The sequence below is a fragment of the Stappia sp. P2PMeth1 genome, from assembly GCF_900185735.1.
Classification (GTDB): domain Bacteria; phylum Pseudomonadota; class Alphaproteobacteria; order Rhizobiales; family Stappiaceae; genus Stappia.
Genome location: NZ_FYAW01000021.1, coordinates 13,970 through 36,218 on the forward strand (window position 1 = coordinate 13,970; position 22,249 = coordinate 36,218).

General features: G+C 66.0%; 18 protein-coding genes and 1 tRNA gene. 8 read left to right on the forward strand and 11 right to left on the reverse strand.

Annotated elements, in window-relative coordinates:
• Nucleotides 1–145: 145 nt before the first annotated feature.
• The 6 genes from clpX to P2PM1_RS13920 form a co-directional block, all read right to left on the reverse strand.
• Nucleotides 146–1,411 (reverse strand): ATP-dependent Clp protease ATP-binding subunit ClpX, encoded by a 1,266-nt coding sequence (gene clpX / locus P2PM1_RS13895; RefSeq protein ID WP_186389300.1) that lies wholly within the window; start codon nt 1,409–1,411, stop codon nt 146–148.
• A 244-nt stretch (nt 1,412–1,655) separates the two neighbouring features.
• The gene (locus P2PM1_RS13900; protein ID WP_186395498.1) at nt 1,656–2,294 is read right to left on the reverse strand and encodes an ATP-dependent Clp protease proteolytic subunit; all 639 of its coding nucleotides are present in this window, start codon (nt 2,292–2,294) and stop codon (nt 1,656–1,658) included.
• A gap of 288 nt (nt 2,295–2,582) precedes the next feature.
• Nucleotides 2,583–3,923: a trigger factor gene (tig, locus tag P2PM1_RS13905; RefSeq protein ID WP_186399468.1), complete on the reverse strand. Its 1,341-nt coding sequence runs from the start codon at nt 3,921–3,923 to the stop codon at nt 2,583–2,585.
• Nucleotides 3,924–4,047: 124 nt separating this feature from the next.
• Nucleotides 4,048–4,132: transfer RNA gene (locus P2PM1_RS13910), tRNA-Leu, on the reverse strand.
• Nucleotides 4,133–4,257: 125 nt separating this feature from the next.
• On the reverse strand, nt 4,258–5,793 hold the full coding sequence (locus P2PM1_RS13915; RefSeq protein WP_208985293.1) for an NAD(P)H-hydrate dehydratase: 1,536 nt from the start codon (nt 5,791–5,793) through the stop codon (nt 4,258–4,260).
• Complete coding sequence (locus tag P2PM1_RS13920; RefSeq protein ID WP_186399469.1) at nt 5,793–6,215, reverse strand: VOC family protein; 423 nt, start codon at nt 6,213–6,215, stop codon at nt 5,793–5,795. The genes P2PM1_RS13915 and P2PM1_RS13920 overlap by 1 nt, the downstream gene beginning before the upstream one ends.
• A gap of 407 nt (nt 6,216–6,622) precedes the next feature.
• Between P2PM1_RS13920 and P2PM1_RS13925 the strand changes: the two genes are divergently transcribed.
• A complete protein-coding gene (locus P2PM1_RS13925; RefSeq protein WP_067218098.1) occupies nt 6,623–6,961 on the forward strand; it encodes a P-II family nitrogen regulator in 339 nt (112 codons plus the stop codon).
• Between the two features lie 126 nt (nt 6,962–7,087).
• Complete coding sequence (glnA, locus tag P2PM1_RS13930; protein WP_186395495.1) at nt 7,088–8,497, forward strand: type I glutamate--ammonia ligase; 1,410 nt, start codon at nt 7,088–7,090, stop codon at nt 8,495–8,497.
• Between the two features lie 93 nt (nt 8,498–8,590).
• Here the strand turns inward: glnA and P2PM1_RS13935 are convergent, their stop codons facing one another.
• The gene (locus tag P2PM1_RS13935) at nt 8,591–9,415 is read right to left on the reverse strand and encodes a cyclase family protein (RefSeq protein ID WP_186399470.1); all 825 of its coding nucleotides are present in this window, start codon (nt 9,413–9,415) and stop codon (nt 8,591–8,593) included.
• Between the two features lie 140 nt (nt 9,416–9,555).
• On the opposite strand from P2PM1_RS13935, the gene P2PM1_RS13940 reads away from it, so the two are divergent.
• Both P2PM1_RS13940 and P2PM1_RS13945 read left to right on the forward strand, forming a co-directional pair.
• The gene (locus tag P2PM1_RS13940) at nt 9,556–11,454 is read left to right on the forward strand and encodes an ABC-F family ATP-binding cassette domain-containing protein (protein ID WP_186399471.1); all 1,899 of its coding nucleotides are present in this window, start codon (nt 9,556–9,558) and stop codon (nt 11,452–11,454) included.
• Nucleotides 11,455–11,474: 20 nt separating this feature from the next.
• Nucleotides 11,475–12,173 (forward strand): HAD family hydrolase, encoded by a 699-nt coding sequence (locus tag P2PM1_RS13945; protein ID WP_186389292.1) that lies wholly within the window; start codon nt 11,475–11,477, stop codon nt 12,171–12,173.
• A 19-nt stretch (nt 12,174–12,192) separates the two neighbouring features.
• Here the strand turns inward: P2PM1_RS13945 and P2PM1_RS13950 are convergent, their stop codons facing one another.
• The 3 genes from P2PM1_RS13950 to P2PM1_RS13960 form a co-directional block, all read right to left on the reverse strand.
• The gene (locus tag P2PM1_RS13950; RefSeq protein WP_186399472.1) at nt 12,193–13,680 is read right to left on the reverse strand and encodes a diguanylate cyclase domain-containing protein; all 1,488 of its coding nucleotides are present in this window, start codon (nt 13,678–13,680) and stop codon (nt 12,193–12,195) included.
• Nucleotides 13,681–13,834: 154 nt separating this feature from the next.
• On the reverse strand, nt 13,835–14,542 hold the full coding sequence (locus P2PM1_RS13955; protein ID WP_244301517.1) for a bifunctional 2-polyprenyl-6-hydroxyphenol methylase/3-demethylubiquinol 3-O-methyltransferase UbiG: 708 nt from the start codon (nt 14,540–14,542) through the stop codon (nt 13,835–13,837).
• A complete protein-coding gene (locus tag P2PM1_RS13960; RefSeq protein ID WP_186389289.1) occupies nt 14,539–14,988 on the reverse strand; it encodes a DNA polymerase III subunit chi in 450 nt (149 codons plus the stop codon). The genes P2PM1_RS13955 and P2PM1_RS13960 overlap by 4 nt, the downstream gene beginning before the upstream one ends.
• Nucleotides 14,989–15,290: 302 nt before the next feature.
• Between P2PM1_RS13960 and P2PM1_RS25700 the strand changes: the two genes are divergently transcribed.
• Nucleotides 15,291–15,413, forward strand: a complete 123-nt coding sequence (locus P2PM1_RS25700; RefSeq protein ID WP_256376471.1) for a hypothetical protein — start codon at nt 15,291–15,293, stop codon at nt 15,411–15,413.
• A 147-nt stretch (nt 15,414–15,560) separates the two neighbouring features.
• Here the strand turns inward: P2PM1_RS25700 and P2PM1_RS13965 are convergent, their stop codons facing one another.
• The gene (locus tag P2PM1_RS13965) at nt 15,561–17,057 is read right to left on the reverse strand and encodes a leucyl aminopeptidase (protein ID WP_186399474.1); all 1,497 of its coding nucleotides are present in this window, start codon (nt 17,055–17,057) and stop codon (nt 15,561–15,563) included.
• A 306-nt stretch (nt 17,058–17,363) separates the two neighbouring features.
• Between P2PM1_RS13965 and lptF the strand changes: the two genes are divergently transcribed.
• From lptF to P2PM1_RS13980, 3 genes are read left to right on the forward strand one after another with little or no spacing between them, the layout of a single operon-like run.
• Nucleotides 17,364–18,551, forward strand: a complete 1,188-nt coding sequence (gene lptF / locus P2PM1_RS13970) for an LPS export ABC transporter permease LptF (protein ID WP_186395488.1) — start codon at nt 17,364–17,366, stop codon at nt 18,549–18,551.
• Nucleotides 18,551–19,657 (forward strand): LPS export ABC transporter permease LptG, encoded by a 1,107-nt coding sequence (lptG, locus tag P2PM1_RS13975; protein WP_186395487.1) that lies wholly within the window; start codon nt 18,551–18,553, stop codon nt 19,655–19,657. The genes lptF and lptG overlap by 1 nt, the downstream gene beginning before the upstream one ends.
• Complete coding sequence (locus P2PM1_RS13980; RefSeq protein ID WP_244301519.1) at nt 19,657–22,098, forward strand: LPS-assembly protein LptD; 2,442 nt, start codon at nt 19,657–19,659, stop codon at nt 22,096–22,098. The genes lptG and P2PM1_RS13980 overlap by 1 nt, the downstream gene beginning before the upstream one ends.
• Nucleotides 22,099–22,249 lie beyond the last annotated feature (151 nt).

The window sequence follows — 22,249 nt, forward strand, 5'->3', positions numbered from 1 at the left end:
GGCAAACGGTGGAAATCCGGGGAAATCCCCCCATCGCATCCCCCTAAGCAAGATGCTTGCCGCCGCGCCGGATCCTTTGACGGCAAAGGCCCCGATCCGTCGCCGGACCGGGGCCTTCAGCATCATCAGGCAGATATGCGTGGCCTCAGGCCGAGGTGGCGGACGTCTCGGCCCGGTCCTCGTAGATGTAGAGCGGGCGCGCCTCGCCGGTGACGACCTCGGCCGAGATCACCACTTCCTTGACGCCCTTCAGGCCCGGCAGCTCGTACATGGTGTCGAGCAGGATCGCCTCGAGGATGGACCGCAGGCCACGGGCGCCGGTCTTGCGCTCGATCGCCTTGCGGGCCACCGCCTTCATCGCCTCGTCGTGGAATGCCAGCTCGACATTCTCCATTTCGAACAGGCGCTGGTACTGCTTGACCAAGGCGTTCTTCGGCTCGGTCAGGATCTGCACCAGGGCCTCTTCGTCGAGATCGCCCAGCGTCGCGATCACCGGCAGACGGCCGACGAACTCCGGGATCAGGCCGAACTTCAGCAGATCCTCCGGCTCCAGTTCCTGGAACAGTTCGCCGGTGCGCCGGTCTTCCGGCGCCTCGACATTCGCCTTGAAGCCGATCGAGGTCTTGCGTCCGCGCTCGGAGATGATCTTCTCCAGCCCCGCGAACGCGCCGCCGCAGATGAACAGGATGTTGGTCGTGTCCACCTGCAGGAACTCCTGCTGCGGATGCTTGCGCCCGCCCTGCGGCGGCACGGAGGCGACGGTGCCTTCCATGATCTTCAGCAGTGCCTGCTGCACGCCCTCGCCCGACACGTCGCGGGTGATCGACGGGTTGTCGGCCTTGCGGCTGATCTTGTCGACCTCGTCGATATAGACGATGCCGCGCTGCGCCCGCTCGACATTGTAGTCGGCCGACTGCAGCAGCTTCAGGATGATGTTTTCCACGTCCTCGCCGACATAGCCGGCCTCGGTCAGCGTGGTCGCATCCGCCATGGTGAAGGGCACGTCGAGGATGCGCGCCAGCGTCTGGGCCAGCAGCGTCTTGCCGCAGCCGGTCGGGCCGACGAGCAGGATGTTCGACTTGGCCAGTTCCACGTCGTTGTTCTTCGACGCATGGTTCAGGCGCTTGTAGTGGTTGTGCACCGCGACGGACAGAACCTTCTTCGCAGGCCCCTGGCCGATCACGTAATCGTCAAGGACGGCGCGAATCTCCTGCGGCGTCGGAATGCCGTCACGAGACTTGACCAGCGAGGATTTGTTCTCCTCGCGGATGATGTCCATGCACAGCTCGACGCACTCGTCGCAGATAAATACGGTCGGGCCGGCGATCAACTTCCGCACTTCGTGCTGGCTCTTTCCGCAGAAAGAGCAGTAGAGCGTGTTTTTCGAGTCGCCGCCGCTGGCCTTAGTCATCAGGTAAACCCCGCGTGCTTCGGAAGGATCTTGCCCTTCCGCTGTGTCTTGCGAGAAGAACGCATTCGTTCTCCTCTTTTCCGGAACCGGACCAGAGACCCGCCCGCACTCGTCCCGTAAATGTCATCATGCTTCCACCTCAAAAATCAATATACGTTTAAGGCGAAGCCATGGCGCCGGCCTTGACGGTCCGGAGGGACGCCGCACGCCGCCCTGAGGCGGGTCCGGCCTTGGCACCGTTACGTCACTTCGACTTGTCGTCCCCGGCGAGGCTGGTCCGGCTGGAGATGACACCGTCGATGATTCCGAACTCCTTGGCCATCTCCGGCGTCAGGAACTTGTCGCGCTCCAGCGCTTCCTCGACGGCGTCCAGCGACTGGCCGGTGTGCTTCACATAGATCTCGTTGAGCCGCTTCTTGAGGCTCAGGATTTCCTGCGCATGCAGCATGATGTCCGCGGCCGTACCGCGGAAGCCGCCGGACGGCTGGTGCACCATGACCCGCGAATTCGGCAGCGAGAAGCGGCTGCCCTTGGCGCCGGCCGCCAGCAGCAGCGAGCCCATCGAGGCGGCCTGGCCGATGCACAGCGTCGAGACTTCCGGTCGGATGAACTGGATCGTGTCGTAGATCGCCAGGCCCGAGGTCACGTAGCCGCCGGGCGAATTGATATAGATGGCGATCTCCTTGCTCGGATTCTCCGCCTCAAGATAGAGCAACTGCGCACAGACGAGCGTCGCCAGATGATCCTCGATCGGTCCGGTCAGGAAGATGATGCGCTCCTTGAGGAGCCGCGAATAGATATCGAACGCGCGCTCGCCCCGGTTCGTCTGCTCGACGACCATCGGCACGAGTGAGTTCACGGCGAAATCGACTGGATCCTTCATGCCTCGTCCATGCTTTGGAGGAACGTTCCCGGGCTCCGCCGCTCTCGCGGAGCCGCCACCCCTTCACTCAGGTCGCCGCTGGCAGGCGGGCAGGAACGGTCTCTGTCTCGGTCTTGAGTCGAAAAAGCGACACCCATTCATAAGGGATGTCGCCGCGTATCGGAAGATAGGTGCTGACGGGCCGCGAACAAGGGTTAAAGCGCGAGTGATAAGGCTGCCTTTCCTTGCGAATCCGGCCCCGGAGGTCGTCCGGGGCCGGTCCGTCAAACCGTCATGACACCGCGAGGATCAGGCCTCGTCCTCGTCATCTGCCATCAGCTCGTCCTTGGTGACCGTCTTGTCGGTAACCTTGGCAAGCTCGAGGATATAGTCGACGACCTTCTCCTCGTAGATCGGCGCCTGCAGGCTGGCGAGCGCCGTCGGGTTGTTGCGGTAGAAGTCGAAGACCTGCTTCTCCTGGCCGGGGAACTGGCGAACCTTCTCGTAGAGGGCGCGCTGCACCTCCTCGTCGGTCACCTTGACCTGATTCTGCTCGCCGACCTCGGACAGGACCAGACCGAGACGAACACGTCGCTCGGCGATCTTGCGATACTCGCCGCGCGCCTCGTCCTCGGTCGTCTCCTCGTCCTCGAAGCTCTTGCCGGAGCGCTGCATGTCCTGCTCGACCTGGCGCCACACGCCGTCGAACTCGGACTGCACCAGCCGCTCGGGCAGGTCGAACCGGTAGACCTCGTCCAGCTTGTCGAGAAGCTGGCGCTTCACCTTCTGACGGGTCATCGCGCCGTACTGGCTCTCGATCTGGCCGCGGATGATCTCCTTCAGCTTGTCGAGACCCTCAAGGCCGAGACCCTTGGCGAAGTCGTCATCGATCGCCACCTCGCCCGGCGCCTGGACTTCCTTGACGACGATGTCGAAGGTGACCGGCTTGCCGGCCAGGTGCTTGGCCGGATAGTCCTCGGGGAAGGACACCTCGATGACCTTCTCGTCACCGGCCTTCAGACCGACGAGCTGCTCCTCGAAGCCGGGGATGAACTGCTTGGAGCCGAGCACCAACTGGCCGTTCTCGTCGGCGCCGCCGTCGAACGGGGTGCCGTCCAGCTTGCCGAGATAGCTCATGAGGACGCGGTCGCCCTCCTCAGCCGCGCCGTCCTTGGTCTCGAACGGCTTGTTGCTCTCGGCGATCCGGGCGATCTGCTCGTCGATCTCCGCATCGGCGATCTCGACCACCGGGCGCTCGATCTCGACCGTCTTGAAGTCGATCAGCTCGAACTCCGGCAGGATGTCGTAGCTCATCTTGAACGAAATGTCGGCGGAGCCGGACAGGATCGCCTCGGCGTCGCCGTCCGGCAGATCGATCTCAGGCTGCAGCGCCGGCTTCTCGTTGCGCTCCTCGACCGCCTTGCGGGTGGTCTCGTTCAGAAGCTCGTTGAGGATCTCGGCGGTCGCCTGGCGCCCATAGAGACGCTTCAGGTGCGCAGCCGGCACCTTGCCCGGCCGGAAGCCCTTGATCTTCACCTTGTCCTTGAGGTCGTCAAGGTAGGTTTCGAGGCGGCTAGCAAGCTCAGACGCCGGAATGACGACTTTCAGTTCGCGTTTCAGCCCCTCGGCCAGCGTTTCGATTACCTGCATGGTCGTGTGCTTCGTCCTTGATCGAGAACGTCTTTCCGACTGCTCTTGTGATTGTATGGCCCGCTTCGGGATTGCCTGACCGGTTTCGCTGCCAAAACGGGAGCGCATCGCCTGAGGCCTGACGTGGTGCGGGCGGAGGGACTTGAACCCCCACGGCTTGCGCCACCAGAACCTAAATCTGGCGTGTCTACCAGTTCCACCACGCCCGCGACATGCTTTCAAGCGCCCGAAGTCAAGGCGCGGCCTCTATAGCACCCCGCCCGGCGCGGTCAAAGAAAAAACGGGGTCTGTCGACAGGCTTTGCAACGAACTTACGGCCGACTGCAACGACCTCTCAGCGCCCGGCGGAAAAGAACTCCACAAGCGTCTGCCGCAAGGCCGGCTCAAGATCCTCCGCCGTCAGCGCCGCGCCGGCCAGCGCCCCGGCGCGGCCATGCAGCCAGACGCCCGCGCAGGCCGCGGCAAAGCCGTCCAGTCCCTGCGCCAGGAGACCGGTAATGATGCCGGACAGCACATCGCCGGAGCCGGCGGTGGCGAGCCAGGCGGGAGCATTGTCGTTGATCGCCGCCCGCCCGTCCGGCGCGGCAATCACCGTGTCCGCCCCCTTCAGCACCACCACGGCGCCGGCGGCCCTGGCGCCGGCGCGCGCACGGGCCAGCCGCGAGGCTCCGGCATCGGCTGCGGTGCCCTCGCCGAAAAGGCGCGCGAACTCCCCGTCATGCGGCGTCAACACCACGTCCGCCGCCCTCTCACCCGCTCTTGCGGCGACAGCGCCGGCAAGCCTGTCCGCCTGCCCGGCGAAGGAAGTGATGGCATCGGCATCGAGCAGCACCGCGCGCGCGCCGGCAAGGCAGGCAAGCGCAAGCGCAAGCGTCTCCTCCCCGACCCCGGCGCCCGGTCCCAGCGCCACCGCGTTCAGGCGCCGGTCGGCCAGCATCTCGCAGAGCCCCTCGCCGCCCCGGAAGGATCGCACCATCACCGCCGTCAGATGGCTGGCATTGACCAGCGCGGCCGAGGGCGGAGTGGCAACCGTGACGAGCCCGGCCCCGGACCTCAGCGCGGCACCGGCCGCCAGCCGTGCCGCGCCGGTCGACAGCGCCGGCCCGGAGACGACCACCGCATGGCCGCGCGCGTATTTGTGGCCGTCGAGCGCTGGCGGGCGGATCGCCCCGCCCCATAGCGCCGGATCATTGCGCCAGACCTTTCCGTGCTCAGCGCCATGCCCCTCGGCAAGGACCGAAGCCGGGATGCCGATGTCGGCAAGTTCCACCCGGCCGGCGAGCAACCGCCCCGGCAACAGCAGATGGCCGGGCTTGAGGCGGAAGAAGGTCACCGTCCGGCTCGCGCGGATCGCCGCGCCCGGCGCCCCGCCGCTCGCCCCGTCCACGCCGGACGGCAGATCGACGGCCAGCACCGGCAGTCCGGACGCATTGACCCGCTGGATCGCCTCCGCCGCCAGCCCCTCCGGCGCGCGCGAAAGACCGGCGCCGAACAGCGCGTCGACCACCAGCGACGCCTGCCCCGGCACGAGATCCAGCGTGTCATGGGAAAGCACCGCGGCGCGAAGGCCGGCGGCGGTCATATCGGAGAAGGCAAGCCGCGCGTCGCCCGCGAGCCGCTCAGGATCTCCAAGCAGCAGCACCTCGACCCGATAGCCGCGCTGGCGCAGCACCTTCGCCGCGACGAAGCCGTCGCCGCCGTTGTTTCCGGGGCCGGCCAGCACCAGAACCTGGCCGGAATGGCCGACGATCCGGCTGCAGGCATCCGCGACCGCCAGCCCGGCCCGGCGCATCAGCTCGATGCCCGGCACGCCGCCGGCAATGGCCAGCGCATCGGCCCGGCCCATTTCCTGTGGGGTCAGAAGCTCGATCAAGCCCCCCCCCCCGCCGTAGGCGCCGCGCCGGCAATCACCACCGCTTGCGGTTCGGAAAGTTCGATCAGATTGCCGTCGGGATCGCGGACATAGACGGACCGCAGCGGCGACAGCGCGCCGGTGCGCGACACCGGCCCTTCCTCGATCGGCACGCCGGCCTCATGCAGCCGGGCGATGGCGGCGTCCAGCGAGGCAACGAGAAAGCACAGGTCGCCCGCCCCCGGGGTCGGACGCTTTGCCGCCGGCGAGAACTCGGCGCCCGCCAGGTGCAGGTTGATCTTCTGGGCGCCGAAGCGCAGCGCCCGCCGGCCGCCGCCGAACACCACCTCCTCCATGCCCAGCACGCCGCAATAGAAGCCGACGGTCTCGTCGATATCCGCGACCGTCAGAACCAGATGGTCGAGCGCCTCGATCCGCATTCCCCTCTCCCCGTGTTTGCCGACCTCATGCCATGCAGGCTGTGCCGGCACGAGTTTCGCCGATTGCAGCAGCCGTGCAAGCCGCTTTCCACATCCGGGCGGCGACCAGGGCCTGCCCGCGATTTGAGCGGTGCGATCAGGATTGTGGCAGGTTCCATCCCCGCCGCCCTCGTCTCACCCCCCGTCGAACGCACGGAGATTCGCATAAATATTGGGCAATCAGACCAATATTTGGTCATACTCAGATCGACGGTCGCCGGGCCATCGCGAAAACCCTGCGGAGACTGCCCGATTTGCAGGCTCTTTTTTCGGCAGGCAAACTTGGCACGGGGCGTGCTAGTCAGGGGATGGCACAGGCCCGGAACGGCCGGCATTTCGAAACCGAATGACGCGAAGTGGCGGAGGCGATGAAAAAAATCGAGGCAATTATCAAGCCGTTCAAGCTCGACGAGGTCAAGGAAGCCCTCCAGGAGGTCGGCCTCCAGGGCATCACCGTGACCGAGGCCAAGGGCTTCGGCCGCCAGAAGGGCCATACCGAGCTCTATCGCGGCGCCGAATACGTGGTCGACTTCCTTCCCAAGGTGAAGGTCGAGATCGTGCTGACCGACGACCTTGTCGACAAGGCCGTCGAGGCGATCCGCAATGCCGCTCAGACCGGGCGCATCGGCGACGGCAAGATCTTCGTCTCCACCATCGAGGAAGCCGTCCGCATCCGGACCGGCGAGACCGGCACCGACGCGATCTGAGGCTCCGGTCGAATTTTCGGCCACACTTCCGGGCAGCCCGGCCGGCCCTTGCGGGCCTCATGCCACAGCCGCCCTCTGCAAGACCCCCAACGGGACCGACCCCAAGGAAAACAGGGAACATCTTAAATGACGAGCGCCAGCGACATTCTCAAGCAGATCAAGGACAAGGACATCAAGTTCGTCGACCTGCGGTTCTCCGATCCGCGCGGCAAGCTGCAGCACGTGACCATGGATGCGGGCCTGGTCGATGAGGACATGTTCGCGGAAGGCGTCGCCTTCGACGGCTCGTCCATCGCCGGCTGGAAGGCGATCAACGAGTCCGACATGATGCTCGTGCTCGATCCGGACACGGTCCACGTCGATCCGTTCTTTGCCCAGTCGACCATCTCGATCATCTGCGACATCGTCGATCCGGTCTCTGGCGAGGCCTACAACCGCGACCCGCGCACGACCGCCAAGAAGGCCGAGGCCTATGTCAGCTCGCTCGGCGTCGGCGACACCGTCTTCGTCGGCCCGGAAGCCGAGTTCTTCATCTTCGACGACGTCCGCTTCACGGCCGACCCGTACAACACCGGCTTCAAGATCGACAGCATGGAACTGCCGTCGAACATGGGCTCGGAATACGAGACCGGCAACCTCGGCCACCGTCCGCGCACCAAGGGCGGCTATTTCCCGGTCCCGCCGATCGATAGCTGCCAGGACATCCGCTCGGAGATGCTGACCGTCCTGACCGAGATGGGCGTCACCGTCGAGAAGCACCACCACGAGGTGGCCGCGGCCCAGCACGAGCTCGGCATCAAGTTCGACACGCTGACCCGCAACGCCGACAAGATGCAGATCTACAAGTACGTCGTGCATCAGGTCGCCCATGCCTATGGCAAGACCGCGACCTTCATGCCCAAGCCGATCTTCGGCGACAACGGCACCGGCATGCACGTGCACCAGTCGATCTGGAAGGATGGCAAGCCCGTCTTCGCCGGCAACCAGTATGCGGATCTGTCCGAGACCTGCCTCTACTACATCGGCGGCATCCTCAAGCACGCCAAGGCCCTGAACGCCTTCACCAACCCGTCGACCAACTCCTACAAGCGTCTGGTCCCGGGCTACGAGGCGCCGGTGCTGCTGGCCTATTCCTCGCGCAACCGCTCGGCCTCCTGCCGCATCCCCTTCACCTCCTCCCCGAAGGCAAAGCGCATCGAGGTCCGCTTCCCGGATCCCTCGGCCAACCCGTATCTCGCCTTCGCGTCGATGCTGATGGCCGGTCTCGACGGCATCAAGAACAAGATCCATCCGGGCGACGCGATGGACAAGAACCTCTACGACCTGCCGCCGGAGGAGCTGAAGGAAATCCCGACCGTCTGCGGTTCGCTCCGCGAGGCTCTGGAGTCGCTCGACGCCGACCGCGAGTTCCTGAAGGCCGGTGGTGTCATGGACGACGACCAGATCGACGCCTATATCGACCTGAAGATGGAAGAGAACATGCGGTACGAGATGACGCCGCATCCGGTCGAGTACGACATGTACTACTCGGTCTGATCCGCAAGGCTCCGGCCAAGCGATCATCGCCTCTCGAAGCCCCCGGCGGTCATCCGCCGGGGGTTTTTCGTTTCGCGGTCCTCAAGGGCCAGATCACACCAGCGCGAAGACCCGGCTCGGCCCGCCGGTCGCGCCCTTGATCTTCGGGGCTCCCAGAACCAGCGTCGCGCCGGTGGCCGGCACCTCGTCGAGGCCGGCAAGGCATTCCAGCCCCCAGCGGCCGGACGGCAGCCAGGTGTAGTGCACATCGAAGGTCTTGGACGCGCCGTGGTCCAGCGACAGCGTGTCGACCGCCATGCCGACCACGCCCTTGTCCATCATGTAGAGGCAGGCCTCCTTGGAGAAGCCGGGAAAGTGCATGCCGCCGTCGGCATCGGCATTGCGGTAGCGCTCGCTCGCCACATGCTGCGCCCAGCCCGAGTTCATGGCGACGCAGCCGCCGGCCGGAAGATCGCCATGCGCTGTCTCGAAGGCCCGCAGGTCGCCGATGGAGAGCTGGTAGTCGGGATTGGCCTCCGCCTTCTCGCGAATGTCCACCACCACGAGCGGCACGACCAACTGGTCGGTCGGGATCTCGTCCGCCCCCACCCCATCGGCGGAGAAATGCAGCGGCGCATCGAGATGGGTACCGGTGTGCTCGTCGAGATGCCACTGATACATGTTGAAGCCGTCCTTGGAGAACTCGGCCGTTCTCTCCATGCGCAACTGCGGCTTGCCGAAGAAGGTCGGGAAATCCTCGCCAAGCGCATGAGTGAGGTCGACGACCCGGCTGAACGAGATGTCCGAGGCAAGGGCGGGACGCGGCGGCGGAAAGGCCGCGAACGCCGCGGCGCCCGCCGTCGTGCCGACGAGCCCCTTCAGCAATCCGCGGCGGCTCAGCCGGCGGGCAACGACTTCCTGGCATCCTGGAACGCACATGTCTGTTTCCCCTCTTCTGGAACAGGTTGCCGTCCATGCTAGGCCGCGTTCGCGCCGGCTTGCAATCGACCTTTCGCCGACCTGCCCTTGCCCTCTCCTCCCCCTTGCGCAGGCAGGCATTTCCGGCCATTGATCCGCCCATGCTGCAGATCACCGACCTCACCTACAGGATTGCCGGACGCACGCTGCTGGAGCGGGCGAGCGTCTTGCTGCCCTCGGGCGCCAAGACCGGCTTCGTCGGCCGCAACGGCGCCGGCAAGTCCACCCTGTTCCGCCTGATCACCGGCGAGGCCGCGCCCGAAAGCGGCGAGATCCGCGTTCCCAAAGGCCTGCGCATCGGCCAGGTGGCGCAGGAGGCGCCGGGCACGGAGCAGACGCTGGTCGAGGTGGTGCTGGCCGCCGACACCGAGCGCGCGCGCCTGCTGCAGGAAGCCGAGACGGCAACGGACCCGCTGCGCATCGCCGAGATCCACACCCGCCTTGCCGATATCGACGCCCACACGGCGGAGGCACGCGCGGCCCGCATCCTCGCCGGCCTCGGCTTCGACGCCGAGGCGCAGGCCCGGCCCTGCTCGTCCTTTTCCGGCGGTTGGCGCATGCGCGTGGCGCTGGCGGCCGTGCTATTCTCCGAGCCGGACCTCCTGCTGCTCGACGAGCCGACCAACTATCTCGACCTGGAAGGCACGCTCTGGCTGGAAAGCTACATCGCCCGCTACCCGCACCAGGTGCTGCTGATCAGTCACGACCGCGACCTGCTCAACAAGGCGGTCGATTCCATCGTCCATCTCGACCAGTTGAAGCTGACCTTCTATCGCGGCGGCTATGACAGCTTCGACCGGCAGCGGCGCGAGTCGCTGCTGCTGCAGGAGAAGAACCGCGAGAAGCAGGAAGCCCAGCGCAAGCACATGCAAGCCTTCGTCGACCGCTTCCGCGCCAAGGCGACCAAGGCACGCCAGGCGCAGTCGCGGCTGAAGATGCTGGAGAAGATGGAGCCGATCGCCGCGGTGGTGGAGACGGACGCGCTGCCGATCTCCTTCCCCGATCCGGACGGCCGGCTCGCCCCGCCGATCATCCGGCTGGAGAATGTCGCCGTCGGCTATGGCGACACGACCATCCTGTCGCGCCTGTCGCTCAACATCGACAATGACGACCGCATCGCCCTGCTCGGCTCCAACGGCAACGGCAAGTCGACCTTCGCCAAGCTGATCGCCGGGCGGCTGGAGCGGCAGTCCGGCGAGATCACCCGTGCCACCAAGCTGAAGGTCGCCTTCTTCGCACAGCACCAGCTCGACGAACTGGTGCCCGCCGACAGTCCCGTCGCCCATGTCCGCCGGCTGATGCCGGACGCGCCGGAGGCCAAGGTGCGCGCCCGCGTTGCCCGCTTCGGCCTGCCGACCAGCCGCATGGAGACGCCGGCGCGCGACCTGTCGGGCGGCGAGAAGGCGCGCCTGCTGCTCGGCCTGGCGACGTTCCATGGACCGCACCTCCTGATCCTCGACGAGCCGACCAATCACCTCGACATCGAGAGCCGCGAGGCGCTGATCCAGGCGGTCAACGCGTTCGACGGGGCGGTGATCCTGATCTCGCACGACCGCCACCTGGTGGAGGCCTGTGCCGACCGGCTGTGGCTTGTCGCCGACGGCGGCGTGCGCAGCTTCGACGGCGACATGGAGGACTATCGCCGCCTCATCCTGCAGAAGGACAAGGCCGAGCGCGGCAACGGGCGCGACGCGGCAAAGAGCGCTGTCCCCGCCGAGACCGAGGACGAACGCAAGGCCCAGGACAAGCGCCGCTCGGCGGCCGAGCGGCGCGCCCGCCAGGCCCCGCTGCGCAAGGAGATCCAGGCGGCGGAAAAGGAAATCGCCCGTCTGCAGGAAAAAATCGGCAAGCTCGACGAGGCGCTGGCCGATCCCGACTTCTTCCGCAAGGATGCGGAACGGGCAACGAAGTTCGCCAAGGAGCGGGCCTATCTGGAGAAGAAGCTCACCCGCACGGAGGAGCAGTGGCTGGAACTGTCGACCGAACTGGAAGACGGCTGAGGGCTGCGCGAGGAACGATCATGGTGACGCTGACGACCATCGGCTTCGATGCCGACGACACGCTCTGGCACAACGAGCGGAATTTCCGCCTGACGGAAGAGCGGTTCACCGGCCTGCTTGCCGACTACAGCGATCCGGAGAACCTGACGGAGCGCCTGCTGGCGGCGGAGCGCCGCAACCTGCGCCTTTACGGCTATGGCGTGAAGGGCTTCACCCTGTCGATGATCGAGACCGCCATCGAGGTGACCGAAGGCAAGGCACCCGCCTCGGTGATCGGACAGATCCTCGAGGCCGGCCGCGACATCCTCTCCCACCCGGTGGAACCGCTCCCGCATGTGGAGGAGACGCTGGCCGCCCTGTCCGGCAATTTCCGCCTCGTCCTGATCACCAAGGGTGACCTCTTCGACCAGGAGCGCAAGATCGCGGAATCGGGACTGGCCGAGCATTTCGATGCGGTCGAGATCGTGCCGGAAAAGACCGTCGACACCTATCGCACGCTGTTTTCCCGCCACGGCGACGGCGCCGGGCGCGCGATGATGGTCGGCAATTCGCTGAAGTCGGACATCGTGCCGGCACTCGATGCCGGCAGCCACGGCGTCCATGTGCCTTACGAGATCACCTGGGCGCTGGAACAGGCCGACACGCCGGCCGGCCGCGACCGCTTCCACCAAGTGGCGCATCTGGGAGAGTTGCGGGCACTGCTGTCGCGCCTGGGGTGACATACGGCGCCGCGCGAACTCAACAGGGCGGCGGCTGGCAGGTCTGCTCCATTTGCGGATGATATTCCAGCGCCCGGAACTTGCCCGCTGCCTTGGCCCGGTACATCGCCACATCCGCACGACGCATCAACTCGGCCGGATCGATCGGTTCGGTGATCGAGGCGTGCCCCATGCTGGCGGTGACGCGCAACTCGCGGCTACCGACGGTGAAGGGACGGGCGAAGGCATCGACCACCCGCTGCGCCAGCATCTCCGGCGGCATCGGCTGCGTCTCTGCGTCTGTCTCTGTCAAAGCCTGGGCCGGTTTGCGTTTCGGTACCTGTACGGGCATCTGCGTCTGGGCCAGCGCGAACTCGTCGCCACCCAGCCTGCCGGCGGCGACGAAGTGTCCCCCGAACCCGGCAAGCCTGACTGCCACGGCCGCGATCAGCATGTCCCCGACCGCATGCCCCCAGGTGTCGTTGACCTGTTTGAAGCCGTCGAGATCCAGCATGTGAAGGGACAGCGGCCGGGTCGGCGAAGCTTGCGCCGCCAGCGTATCCAGCATGTCCAGAAATCCGCTGCGATTGAGCGTGCCGGTGAGCCTGTCGCGCTTCGCCTCGTATTCGGCCGCGGTTGCAATCCGCCGCAGGCGCAACGATTCCAACAAACCGGCCGCCAGCACCATCGCCAGGAATACGACCAGCGTCGCGCCGGCCAGCGCAAGGAGCGAGCGGTGATCGTCGAACGCCTGATCGCCGGGCTTACGGCTGGGCCATGAGAGATAGCCAAGCACCTGCCCGGAGCCATCCTCAAGGGCAAGGTTGAGACTGTCCGGCGCCCTCTCCTCTCCAAGGGTCAGACCGGCGATCTGATAGTCGTTGGACATGATCGAGAGGATCGACGCATCGACGAGCTTGAACAGGATAAGGACCGGCCCGGGTCCCTCGGGAGCTGGCGCCGAGAACGGGCGTATGGTCATCGCGGCTGCCGCGGCGATCTCGTCGCCGACGCGCATCAGACCGGTAACGGCCGCGTCCGAGCGCTGCGCGCTGATCGCGTACTCCACCATCGTCCGATCCGCACCACCTGGCGGGGCGAAGGCCGCTCCCTTGAGGTAGGCGGACATCATCGACAGATCTCTGCCGAATACGACCACCCCATCATAAACAGGATAATCGGTACTCGGCCCTCCCCAGTTCTCGCGGATCCAGTCATGACCGCGCTCGGAAAGGACCGCGTCATACGCCTCGTCCCACTCCGCATTGTCGAGCGCAATCAACGAAAGGCGCCGTTCCAACGCCGCGACCGCGGCGCTCGCCGCAGCGATGGCGCGCTGATCGTCTATGTCGTTGGTGGTCTGGCGCATCGACAGGACAACATGGGACACGATGAGCACGAGCCCCAGCGCAACGGCGAAGAAGAGACCGGTCGCGGCAGCTATCGACCAGATCTGACCACGCGTGACGAGCGGATGCAGAACCCTGCGTGGCTTAACAGCGTTCCGAGCCTCACCCTGCCCCATCATCTTGATCCATCTGGCGCCGTCGTCTCAGCCGTCATCAACAGCTAGATAGATGCAGGATCTTGAGGCCGGACGGCAAAACATAAAGCCCTGACACTAATACCTAGTGCGATTCGGCAGGCTCGCCAGCGCCGGCTGGGCGCCGGGAGAAAAAGACTTATCCCACCCGCCGCCAAACGTCGCGGACATGCGGAATGACGCGCTCGCCCTTGCGGATGTCGTAAGCATGGCGGTCGATATGCTCCAGTCCGAGCGATGAGAAGCGCTCCAGTTCGGAAAGCGCCAACGGCCAGGGCGGCCCATCGGGCGTGCTTGCCTCTGGTGCTGTCCGCGTCAGCAGCAGCAGCCGGCCGCCGGGAGCAAGGAGAGAGGCCACGGCGGTGAAGGCGCGCACGCGCAACTCGCCCGAAAGCGCCTGCAGCGTGTAGCACTCGTGCACCAGATCGAAACGGCCGATCCAGTCCGCCGGCAGGTCGAAAAGATCGGCGGCGCGGTAGTCGACGGCACTGTCCGGGAAACGCTGCCGCGCCCACCCGACCGCCTTCGGCGACAGATCGAAACCGGTGGTGCGGTAGCCGGCCTGCGCCAGCGCCTCGGCATTGTCGCCGAGCCCACATCCGACGTCGACGGCGAGCAGCCCCTCGCCCGGATGCGCCTCCAGCCAGTCGACCAGTTCCGCCTTGGGAGCAAGGTCCGCCCAGGGTACCGCCGCCGCATCGCCGCCGGCGGTCTCGTAGACCGCATCGAACCAGGCGGAGCGATCCTCCCGCTTGCCGCCCTTGGCGCCAAACAGCCCGTCGAGCCGCTCGCGCGCAGCATCGCGCCGGTCCATGAAGCCCGCCTTGTCCGGACCTTCCCCGCTCATGCCTTCTTCTCCCATCGGCCGGCCTCGTTCTGCTGCCAGTAGGTGATGTCGTGGCCGGCGTCCTTCATCGCCTTCCAGTGCCGGCGGGCGTCGGCGACCGCCTCCGGGTCCTGCCCGTCGAACAGGAAGACCCCGCGTTGATAGGGAGTGAGGTCCGGCGGGCTCGCCCGGTCGACGAGGAAGCGCACCACCGCGCCGTTCGGGTTCTCCTCACCGTCCGTCAGATAGATCGGCTGCGCTGCGGCATGGCCGTCGGCGGACGTCCCATGCGGCAGGAACGCGTCGTCGCGATAGGTCCACAGCCACGAATCGAGCGCCTCGCAGCGCTCCCGCGAGCCGGTCTGGACGACACAACGCCAGCCGCGGGTCAGGCAGGTTTCCAGAAGCCCCGGCAGCACCTCTTCGAGCGGCCTGCGGGTCAGATGATAGAATAGGACTTCGCTCACGCGGCCCCCCATGTGTGCACTGCGGCACCCATGCAACAGCCCCGGCGCGAAGTGCCGTGGGACGAGAAACGGGCTTTGATTTGCCAGTGATTCACGATTAACGGTTTCCCAACTTCGGCCCGGCAGAGTGACGAGCGGGCCGGACCCGGCCGATTCGGCCGTCGCCGTGTGCGCCTCCGACCCGTCCGTCCTGTGGTCGCCATCACAGTGGAACCGGCAGGACCGAGTTTAGGTTGGGTCTCATGGAAGCGACAGGCGGGACGGTAGAGCCGTAACGGAGCCGGGGCAACGGGAGACATTCGATGGCTGTGCGGATTGCTTTGTTTTTCGGTCTCGTGCTCGGATTGGCGGGCGTGACCACGGCGATGGGGACGGTGGTTGTCGAGCCGACTGCCAGTGACTGCGAAGCCTACAAGACCTGCTGACATCCGACCTGCTTCTGCCGGTCGACAAAGCCCGCCGCAAGGCGGGTTTTTTGTGTCCGCCACTGCGGCCCCCGCGCATCCTCTTGCAGCACCTGCGGCAGGGCCTGGGACCACGGAAGGCTTCTCCCGCGGCCCCAGGCAGCGGCCTTAGCCTTCGTAGTGGTCGCGGACCAGACGATCGAGCAGCCGCACGCCGAAGCCGGAGGCCCAGCCCTTGCTGAGATCGGTCTTCGGGCTGCCCATGGCGGTGCCGGCGACGTCGATATGCACCCACGGCACGTCGTTGACGAAGCGCTGCAGGAACTGCGCGGCGGTGATCGAGCCGGCGGAGCGGCCGCCGGTGTTCTTCATGTCCGCATTCGGCGTGTCGATGAGCTTGTCGTAATCCTTCGACAGCGGCAGGCGCCAGACCTTCTCGTCGGTGGCGAGCCCGGCCTCGGTCAGCCGCGCGGCCAGTTCGTCGTTGTTGGAGAAGATGCCGGCGTGATGGTTGCCGAGCGCGATGATGATCGCGCCGGTGAGCGTCGCCAGATTGATCATGAAGGCCGGCTTGAACCGGTCCTGCGTGTACCAGAGCGCGTCGGCCAGCACGAGGCGGCCTTCCGCATCGGTGTTGATGATCTCGATGGTGGCGCCCGACATCGCCGTGACGATATCGCCCGGCCGCTGCGCCTTGCCGTCCGGCATGTTCTCGACGAGGCCAATGACGCCGATGGCATTGACCTTGGCCTTGCGGGCGGCCAGCGCGTGCATCAGGCCGGTGACGGCAGCGGCGCCGCCCATGTCGCCCTTCATGTCCTCCATCGAGGCGGCCGGCTTGATCGAGATGCCGCCGGTGTCGAAGACGACGCCCTTGCCGATGAAGGCGAGCGGAGCCGCATCCTTCTTGCCGCCGTTCCAGCGCATGATCACCAGGCGCGGCGGGCTTTCGGAGCCCTGCGCCACGCCGAGCAGCGCGTGCATCTTGAGCTTCTTCATCGCCTTCTCGTCGAGGATCTCGATCTCGACGCCGAGCTTGGAAAGCTCGCTGGCGCGCCGGGCGAACTCGACCGTTGTCAGCACGTTGGCCGGCTCATTGACCAGGTCGCGGGCAAGCAGCGTGCCCTCGCTCACCGCATCCGCATCGGCCCAGGCCTTCTTCGCCGCCTTGGCATCCTCCACCAGCAGCGACACCTTGACCGAACCGCTCGCCTCCTCGTCGTCGCCCTTCTTGCTCTTGTAGCGGTCGAAGACATAGGCGCGCAGCTTCATGCCCATCGCGAAGGCGGCGGCGTGATCGGCCGCAACGGTGCCGGCCGGCACCTCCAGCAGCACCTCGGCCACCTTCGCCTTGCCGAGCTTGCCCATCACGGTGCCGCCGAGCGCCGCCCAATCGGTGTCGCCGAGCCCGGAGACCGCATCTGCCTTGCCGAGGCCGACGACCAGCAACCGATCGACGCCGAGGCCGGCCGGAGCGAGCAGGTCCAGCACCGTCTTCGACTTGCCGGAGAAGCCGGCGGCCTCCGCCGCGCGCCGGATGAGGTCCTGCAGCCCCTCGCCGAGGCCGGCCGCGCTGGCGCCGGTCGCCAGCGTGTCGTCGGCGAGGAGGACGGCCACGCCCTTTTGCGGCGCGGCGGACTTTGCGAAAGAGATCTTGGGGAGCAAGGGGAAACCTCATGTCTGGCGGGATGATGGATATCCGGGCCGCCGGAAATCGCGGAATGCGCCTAGAATGGGACCTGTTTCTCCGCTCGGCAAGCGTCCTTGCCCGGCACCGTCACCAGGTAATCTCCGGTTAACCCTTTTTCTTCTCGGAGTATTTACCTAAACTGCTGCCTAATCGGATGCGGACCGGCGCCCGGCCGGCCGCACGATGACGCGGGCCGCGGCTGCCGCCCCAACACCAACGCCTCTGTAGCGGCCGACGACTTTGTGGCAGAAGCCCCCAGGGGCTTACGTGACGCGGACCTGATGACAACGTTCGAGCGGTATGTTTTCCGGCGGCTCTCAGCCGTCTTCCTGGTGACGCTGGCGGCACTGGCCGGCGTCGTCTGGGCAACGCAGGCGCTGCGCCAGCTCGACCTCGTCACCGCCAAGGGCCAGACCATCGTCCAGTTCATCGGCATGACCATGCTGGCCATGCCCTTCCTGGTGCAGGCGATGGCGCCGTTCGCGCTGCTGATCGCCATGCTGGTGGTGCTCAACACCCTGTCCAACGACAGCGAACTGATCGTCATCAACGCGTCCGGCGCCTCGCGCGCGGTTCTGCTGCGCCCGATTCTGGTGTTCGCCACCGTGATCAGCCTGTTCAGCGCCTCATTGTCGCTGCTGCTGGCTCCCGCCGGCCTTGCCGCCCTGCGCGACGAGATCACCCAGGTGCGCGTCGACCTTGTCGCCAACATCGTCCGGCCGGGCCGCTTCATCGGCATCGAGGACGGCCTCACCTTCCATATCCGCAACCGCGGCGGCGACGGCCAGTTGGAAGGCCTCCTGATGCATGACGAGCGGGCCGAGGACACGGTCTTCACGTATGAAGCCGCGCGCGGGCGAATCGTCGAAGCCGCCGACCGCACACTGCTGGTGATGCAGGACGGCACGATCCAGCGGCGCAATCGCGGCAACGGCAGCATCTCGATCGTCCGCTTCCAGTCCTATGCCTTCGACCTGTCGAGCATGGTGCCGACCAGCACCGTCTCCACCTACAAGGCGAGCGAACGCTCCACCCTCGACCTGCTGTCGCCGGACCCTGAAGACGTCTACGCGGCCGAGAACCGCACCCGGCTGATCGCCGAACTGCACGACCGGCTGAGCCAGCCGCTCTATCCGCTCGCCTTTGCGCTCATCATCTTCCTGTTCGCCGGCGAGCCCAAGACCACCCGTCAGAACCGCCACGCCGCAACGCTGGCCGCGCTGGTGTCGGCAATCCTCCTGCGCACCGGCGGTTTCGGCATCCTGACTCTCGTTCCCAGCATGCCGGCGGCCCGTTTCGCCCTCTATCTCCTGCCGCTCGGTGCCATTGTCCTGGTCGGCTGGATGGTCGCGATGGGTCGCAAGCCTCGCTGGATGGCGGCGATCGGCAGCCTGGCCGAGCGCATCGGCGAGCGGATCGAGGCCCTGGTCGCCCGGCTTCAGGGCCAGCAGCAGGGGGGCGCCGCCTGATGCTGTCGTCCCTGCGCTCCGGCCACACGCTCGCGGTCTATTTTGCCCTGCGCTTCGTCAGCGCGATTCTCGGGCTGTTCTTGCTGGCCGCGGTGCTGATCTTCATCTTCGACGCGCTGGAACTGCTGCGCCGGGCGGGCGACCATGAGGGCGCCGGGTTGCTGCGGATCGGCGCCATCTCTCTGCTGCGCGTTCCGCAACTGATGGAACAGGTGCTGCCCTTCACCGTCCTGTTCGGCGCGATCGCCGCCTTTCTCGGGCTCAGCCGCAAGCTGGAACTGGTCGTCGCCCGCGCCGCCGGTGTCTCCGTCTGGCAGTTCACGGCCCCTGCCCTTGTCGTCGGCCTGCTGATCGGCATCAGTGCGGTGCTCGTTTACAACCCGCTGGCCGTCACCCTGCGCACCCAGTCGGACGAACTCGCCTCCGGCATCTTCGGCCGCGAGCAGAACTTCCTGCTGCAGACGACCGGCGACATCTGGCTGCGGCAGGACGGTTCCGAGGGCGAATCCGTTCTGCACGCCAAGCAGATCCTCAACTCCGGAGAGCGGCTGCTGGGGGTGACCCTGTTCACCTTCGATCGGAAGGGCCGGTTCCAGGAGCGCATCGAGGCGGCGGAGGCGACGCTGGGAGACCGGACCTGGCGCCTGGCGGACGCGACGGTCTATACGACCGGCAGCGATCCGAGCACCCATGAGAGCTACGCGGTCTCCACCTACCTGACGCCGACAGAGGTCCGCGAGAGCATCGCGGCACCCGAATCCATCGGTTTCTGGGACCTTCCGCGTGTGATCGAATTGTCACAGCGCGCAGGATTGCCCGCATATCGGTATTCGCTTCAATATCAGACACTTCTGGCAAGACCCGCACTTTTGGCCGCAATGGTGCTGATCGCGGCCTGCGTTTCCCTCAGGGTTTCCAGAATGGGCGGTATCGGCCGCCTGATTCTGGGTGGAATCCTCGCCGGGTTCGTGCTTTACGTTCTGTCGGAGCTCGGCAAGGACCTGGGTGGCGCGGGAATCGTGCCTCCGGTCATTGCCGCGTGGGCACCTGGAGTGTTTGGAGTCTTGATGGGGATCACGATCCTCCTGCACCTGGAGGACGGCTGATGGTCTTGGCCGTTCCTGCAAGCATGACCGATCGGCAGATCTGCCCGCGCCGCACCGGCCGGGCGGGCGCATCCCCGCGTGCGCGCTCGTTGCGCGCCTCCATGCTCGCCGGCACGCTGCTGTCGGGTACGGCGCTGGCACTGGCCCTCGGCCTCGCCGTCACGCTGCCGCCGCGTCCCGCCCTTGCCCAGAGCAGCGCCTTCGATTCGCTCGGCGCGCAGGTCGATTCGGCAGAGCCGCTGCTGCTCGAGGCGGATGAGCTGCGCTACGACTTCGACCGGGACATCATCTCGGCCGTCGGCAATGTGCAGATCTATTATGGCGGCAACACGGTAGAGGCCGAGCGCGTCGATTTCGATCGCCGCAACAACCGCTTGCGCGCCAGCGGCAATGTCCGCCTGACGGAGCCGACCGGCAATGTCCTGCGGGCCGCGTCCATGGACCTGTCCGAGGACCTGCGCGACGGCTTCGCCAGCGCGCTGCAGCTCGACACGCCGGAGCGGACTCGCTTTCTGGCCGATGGCGCGCGGCGCGAGGACGGCAACCGCACCACCTTCGACAACGGTCTCTACACGGTCTACACCAGCGACCAGAATCCGCCGGAAAAGCCGCCTCTGTGGCGCATCCGGGCGCAGACCATCGTCCACGACCAGCAGGAACAGACGATCGAGTTCGAGAAGGCCTCCTTCGAGTTCTTCGGCAAGTCTCTCGTCTACCTGCCCTATCTGTCGCTGCCCGACCCCAGCGTGAAGCGCAAGTCGGGCCTGCTGATCCCCTCCTTCGTCTATGGCAGCCGGGTCGGGGCCGGCATGCGGATTCCCTATTACTTCGCCATCGACCAGTCCCGCGACCTGCTGCTCTCCGCCACACCGCTGACCAAGCAGGGCGTGCTCGGTCAGTTCGACTGGCGCCAGAAGCTGATCGACGGCGCCTATTCGATCCACGGCGCCGGCATCTTCCAGGCGCAGCCCGGCGAATACGTCACGACCAGCGGCGATCGCCGTTTCCGCGGCGTGATCGCCTCGGAGGGCGAGTTCGACATCAACGAGCGCTGGAAATGGGGCTGGGACCTGTCCTGGCGCACGGACCGCTCGTTCCTGCGCGACTACAAGTTCGCCTCGCTCGGCAATGCCAGCGATGTGTCGAAGCTCTATCTGACCGGCCAGACCGAGCGAAACCGTTTCGATCTGCGCGCCTATGCCTTCCGCATCTCGCAGGAGGATTATGCCGCGTTGCCGGGCTTCAACGCGCCGGGCTTCCTGCCCGTCGGCAGTCGCCTGCAGGACAAGCAGCCCTTCGTTCATCCGGTGCTCGACTGGAACTACATCTTCGAGAACCCGATCGCCGGCGGCGAACTGTCGATGACCGGCAATCTCACCAGCCTGACGCGCGACCAGACCGACGCCATCAACATCGGCGGCGTCACCCGCTTCCGCGGTGTCGAGGGCACCTTCACCCGCGCCAGCCTCGAGACCGAATGGCGCTCGACCCTGATCGATTCCTTCGGCCAGGTGTTCACGCCTTTCGCCTATGTGAAGGGCGACCTCTATTTCCTCGCCTCGCAGGACAAGAACGTCGCGGCGATGACCGACGAGAGCTTCGTCGGCCGTGTCATGCCCGCCGTCGGCATCGATTACCGCTTCCCGTTCATCGGCACCTTCCAGGGCGGCCACCAGATCTTCGAACCGGTGGCCCAGGTGATCGTGCGCCCCGGCGAGACGCGCATCGGCGAGTTGCCCAACGAGGACGCGCAGAGCATCGTCTTCGATTCCACGACCCTGTTCGAATACGACAAGTTCTCCGGCTTCGACCGCAGCGAAGGCGGCACCCGCGCCAATGTCGGCCTGAAATACAGCCTGAACCTCGACCAGGGCTACAATATCAGCGCTCTGTTCGGCCGCTCCTTCCATCTGGCCGGCACGAACTCGTTCAAGCAGGCCGATATTCTCGGTGCGACCACCAGTTCAGGTCTTGCCACCAATTACAGCGACTATGTCGGCAGCCTCTATTTCGACACCCGACACGGCTTCCGTCTCGGCGCGCAGGCCCGCTTCGACCACAAGAGTTTCTCGGTGCGTCGCGGCCAGGTCGAGGCAACGGGCATCTACGGTCCCGTCACCGGCAACCTCGCCTATGCCTATCTTTCGGCTCAGCCCAACCTCGGCATCACTACTCCGCGCGAGGAGATCATCGGCTCGGCCAGCCTGCGGCTCCAGGAAAACTGGCGCGTGTTCGGCTCGATCCGCTACGATCTGGAGCGGCGGAACATGGTGCGCGACAGCTTCGGCATCGGCTATGACGACGAGGGCTTCTCGCTCTCCTTCGCTTATTCGCAGGACCGCAGCCGCAACAACGGCCAGACGACGGATACGTTGCTCTATTTCCGCTTTGGGCTGCGCACGCTCGGCGATACTCAGTTCTCGACCACCGGAAGCAACTAGTAGGGCGCATTTGACGTTTGTCCCCGGCCGGCCGCGAGCGCCAGTTCAGATGTCGAGTTGACAAGCCTTACTGGAAACATGGGTTCACTGGTGGCCCCTTTGCTTCCGGCACTTGCTCCCGGACCCGCAACTCCGGGATGCATATTCTGGA

Bases quoted from the DNA above. Each gene is read 5' to 3' on its own strand.
- clpX (WP_186389300.1), bottom strand. From the start codon at position 1,411: ATGACTAAGGCCAGCGGCGGCGACTCGAAAAACACGCTCTACTGCTCT.
- P2PM1_RS13900 (WP_186395498.1), bottom strand. From the start codon at position 2,294: ATGAAGGATCCAGTCGATTTCGCCGTGAACTCACTCGTGCCGATGGTC.
- tig (WP_186399468.1), bottom strand. From the start codon at position 3,923: ATGCAGGTAATCGAAACGCTGGCCGAGGGGCTGAAACGCGAACTGAAA.
- P2PM1_RS13920 (WP_186399469.1), bottom strand. From the start codon at position 6,215: ATGCGGATCGAGGCGCTCGACCATCTGGTTCTGACGGTCGCGGATATC.
- P2PM1_RS13925 (WP_067218098.1), top strand. From the start codon at position 6,623: ATGAAAAAAATCGAGGCAATTATCAAGCCGTTCAAGCTCGACGAGGTC.
- glnA (WP_186395495.1), top strand. From the start codon at position 7,088: ATGACGAGCGCCAGCGACATTCTCAAGCAGATCAAGGACAAGGACATC.
- P2PM1_RS13935 (WP_186399470.1), bottom strand. From the start codon at position 9,415: ATGTGCGTTCCAGGATGCCAGGAAGTCGTTGCCCGCCGGCTGAGCCGC.
- P2PM1_RS13940 (WP_186399471.1), top strand. From the start codon at position 9,556: ATGCTGCAGATCACCGACCTCACCTACAGGATTGCCGGACGCACGCTG.
- P2PM1_RS13945 (WP_186389292.1), top strand. From the start codon at position 11,475: ATGGTGACGCTGACGACCATCGGCTTCGATGCCGACGACACGCTCTGG.
- P2PM1_RS13950 (WP_186399472.1), bottom strand. From the start codon at position 13,680: ATGATGGGGCAGGGTGAGGCTCGGAACGCTGTTAAGCCACGCAGGGTT.
- P2PM1_RS13955 (WP_244301517.1), bottom strand. From the start codon at position 14,542: ATGAGCGGGGAAGGTCCGGACAAGGCGGGCTTCATGGACCGGCGCGAT.
- P2PM1_RS25700 (WP_256376471.1), top strand. From the start codon at position 15,291: ATGGCTGTGCGGATTGCTTTGTTTTTCGGTCTCGTGCTCGGATTGGCG.
- lptF (WP_186395488.1), top strand. From the start codon at position 17,364: ATGACAACGTTCGAGCGGTATGTTTTCCGGCGGCTCTCAGCCGTCTTC.
- lptG (WP_186395487.1), top strand. From the start codon at position 18,551: ATGCTGTCGTCCCTGCGCTCCGGCCACACGCTCGCGGTCTATTTTGCC.
- P2PM1_RS13980 (WP_244301519.1), top strand. From the start codon at position 19,657: ATGGTCTTGGCCGTTCCTGCAAGCATGACCGATCGGCAGATCTGCCCG.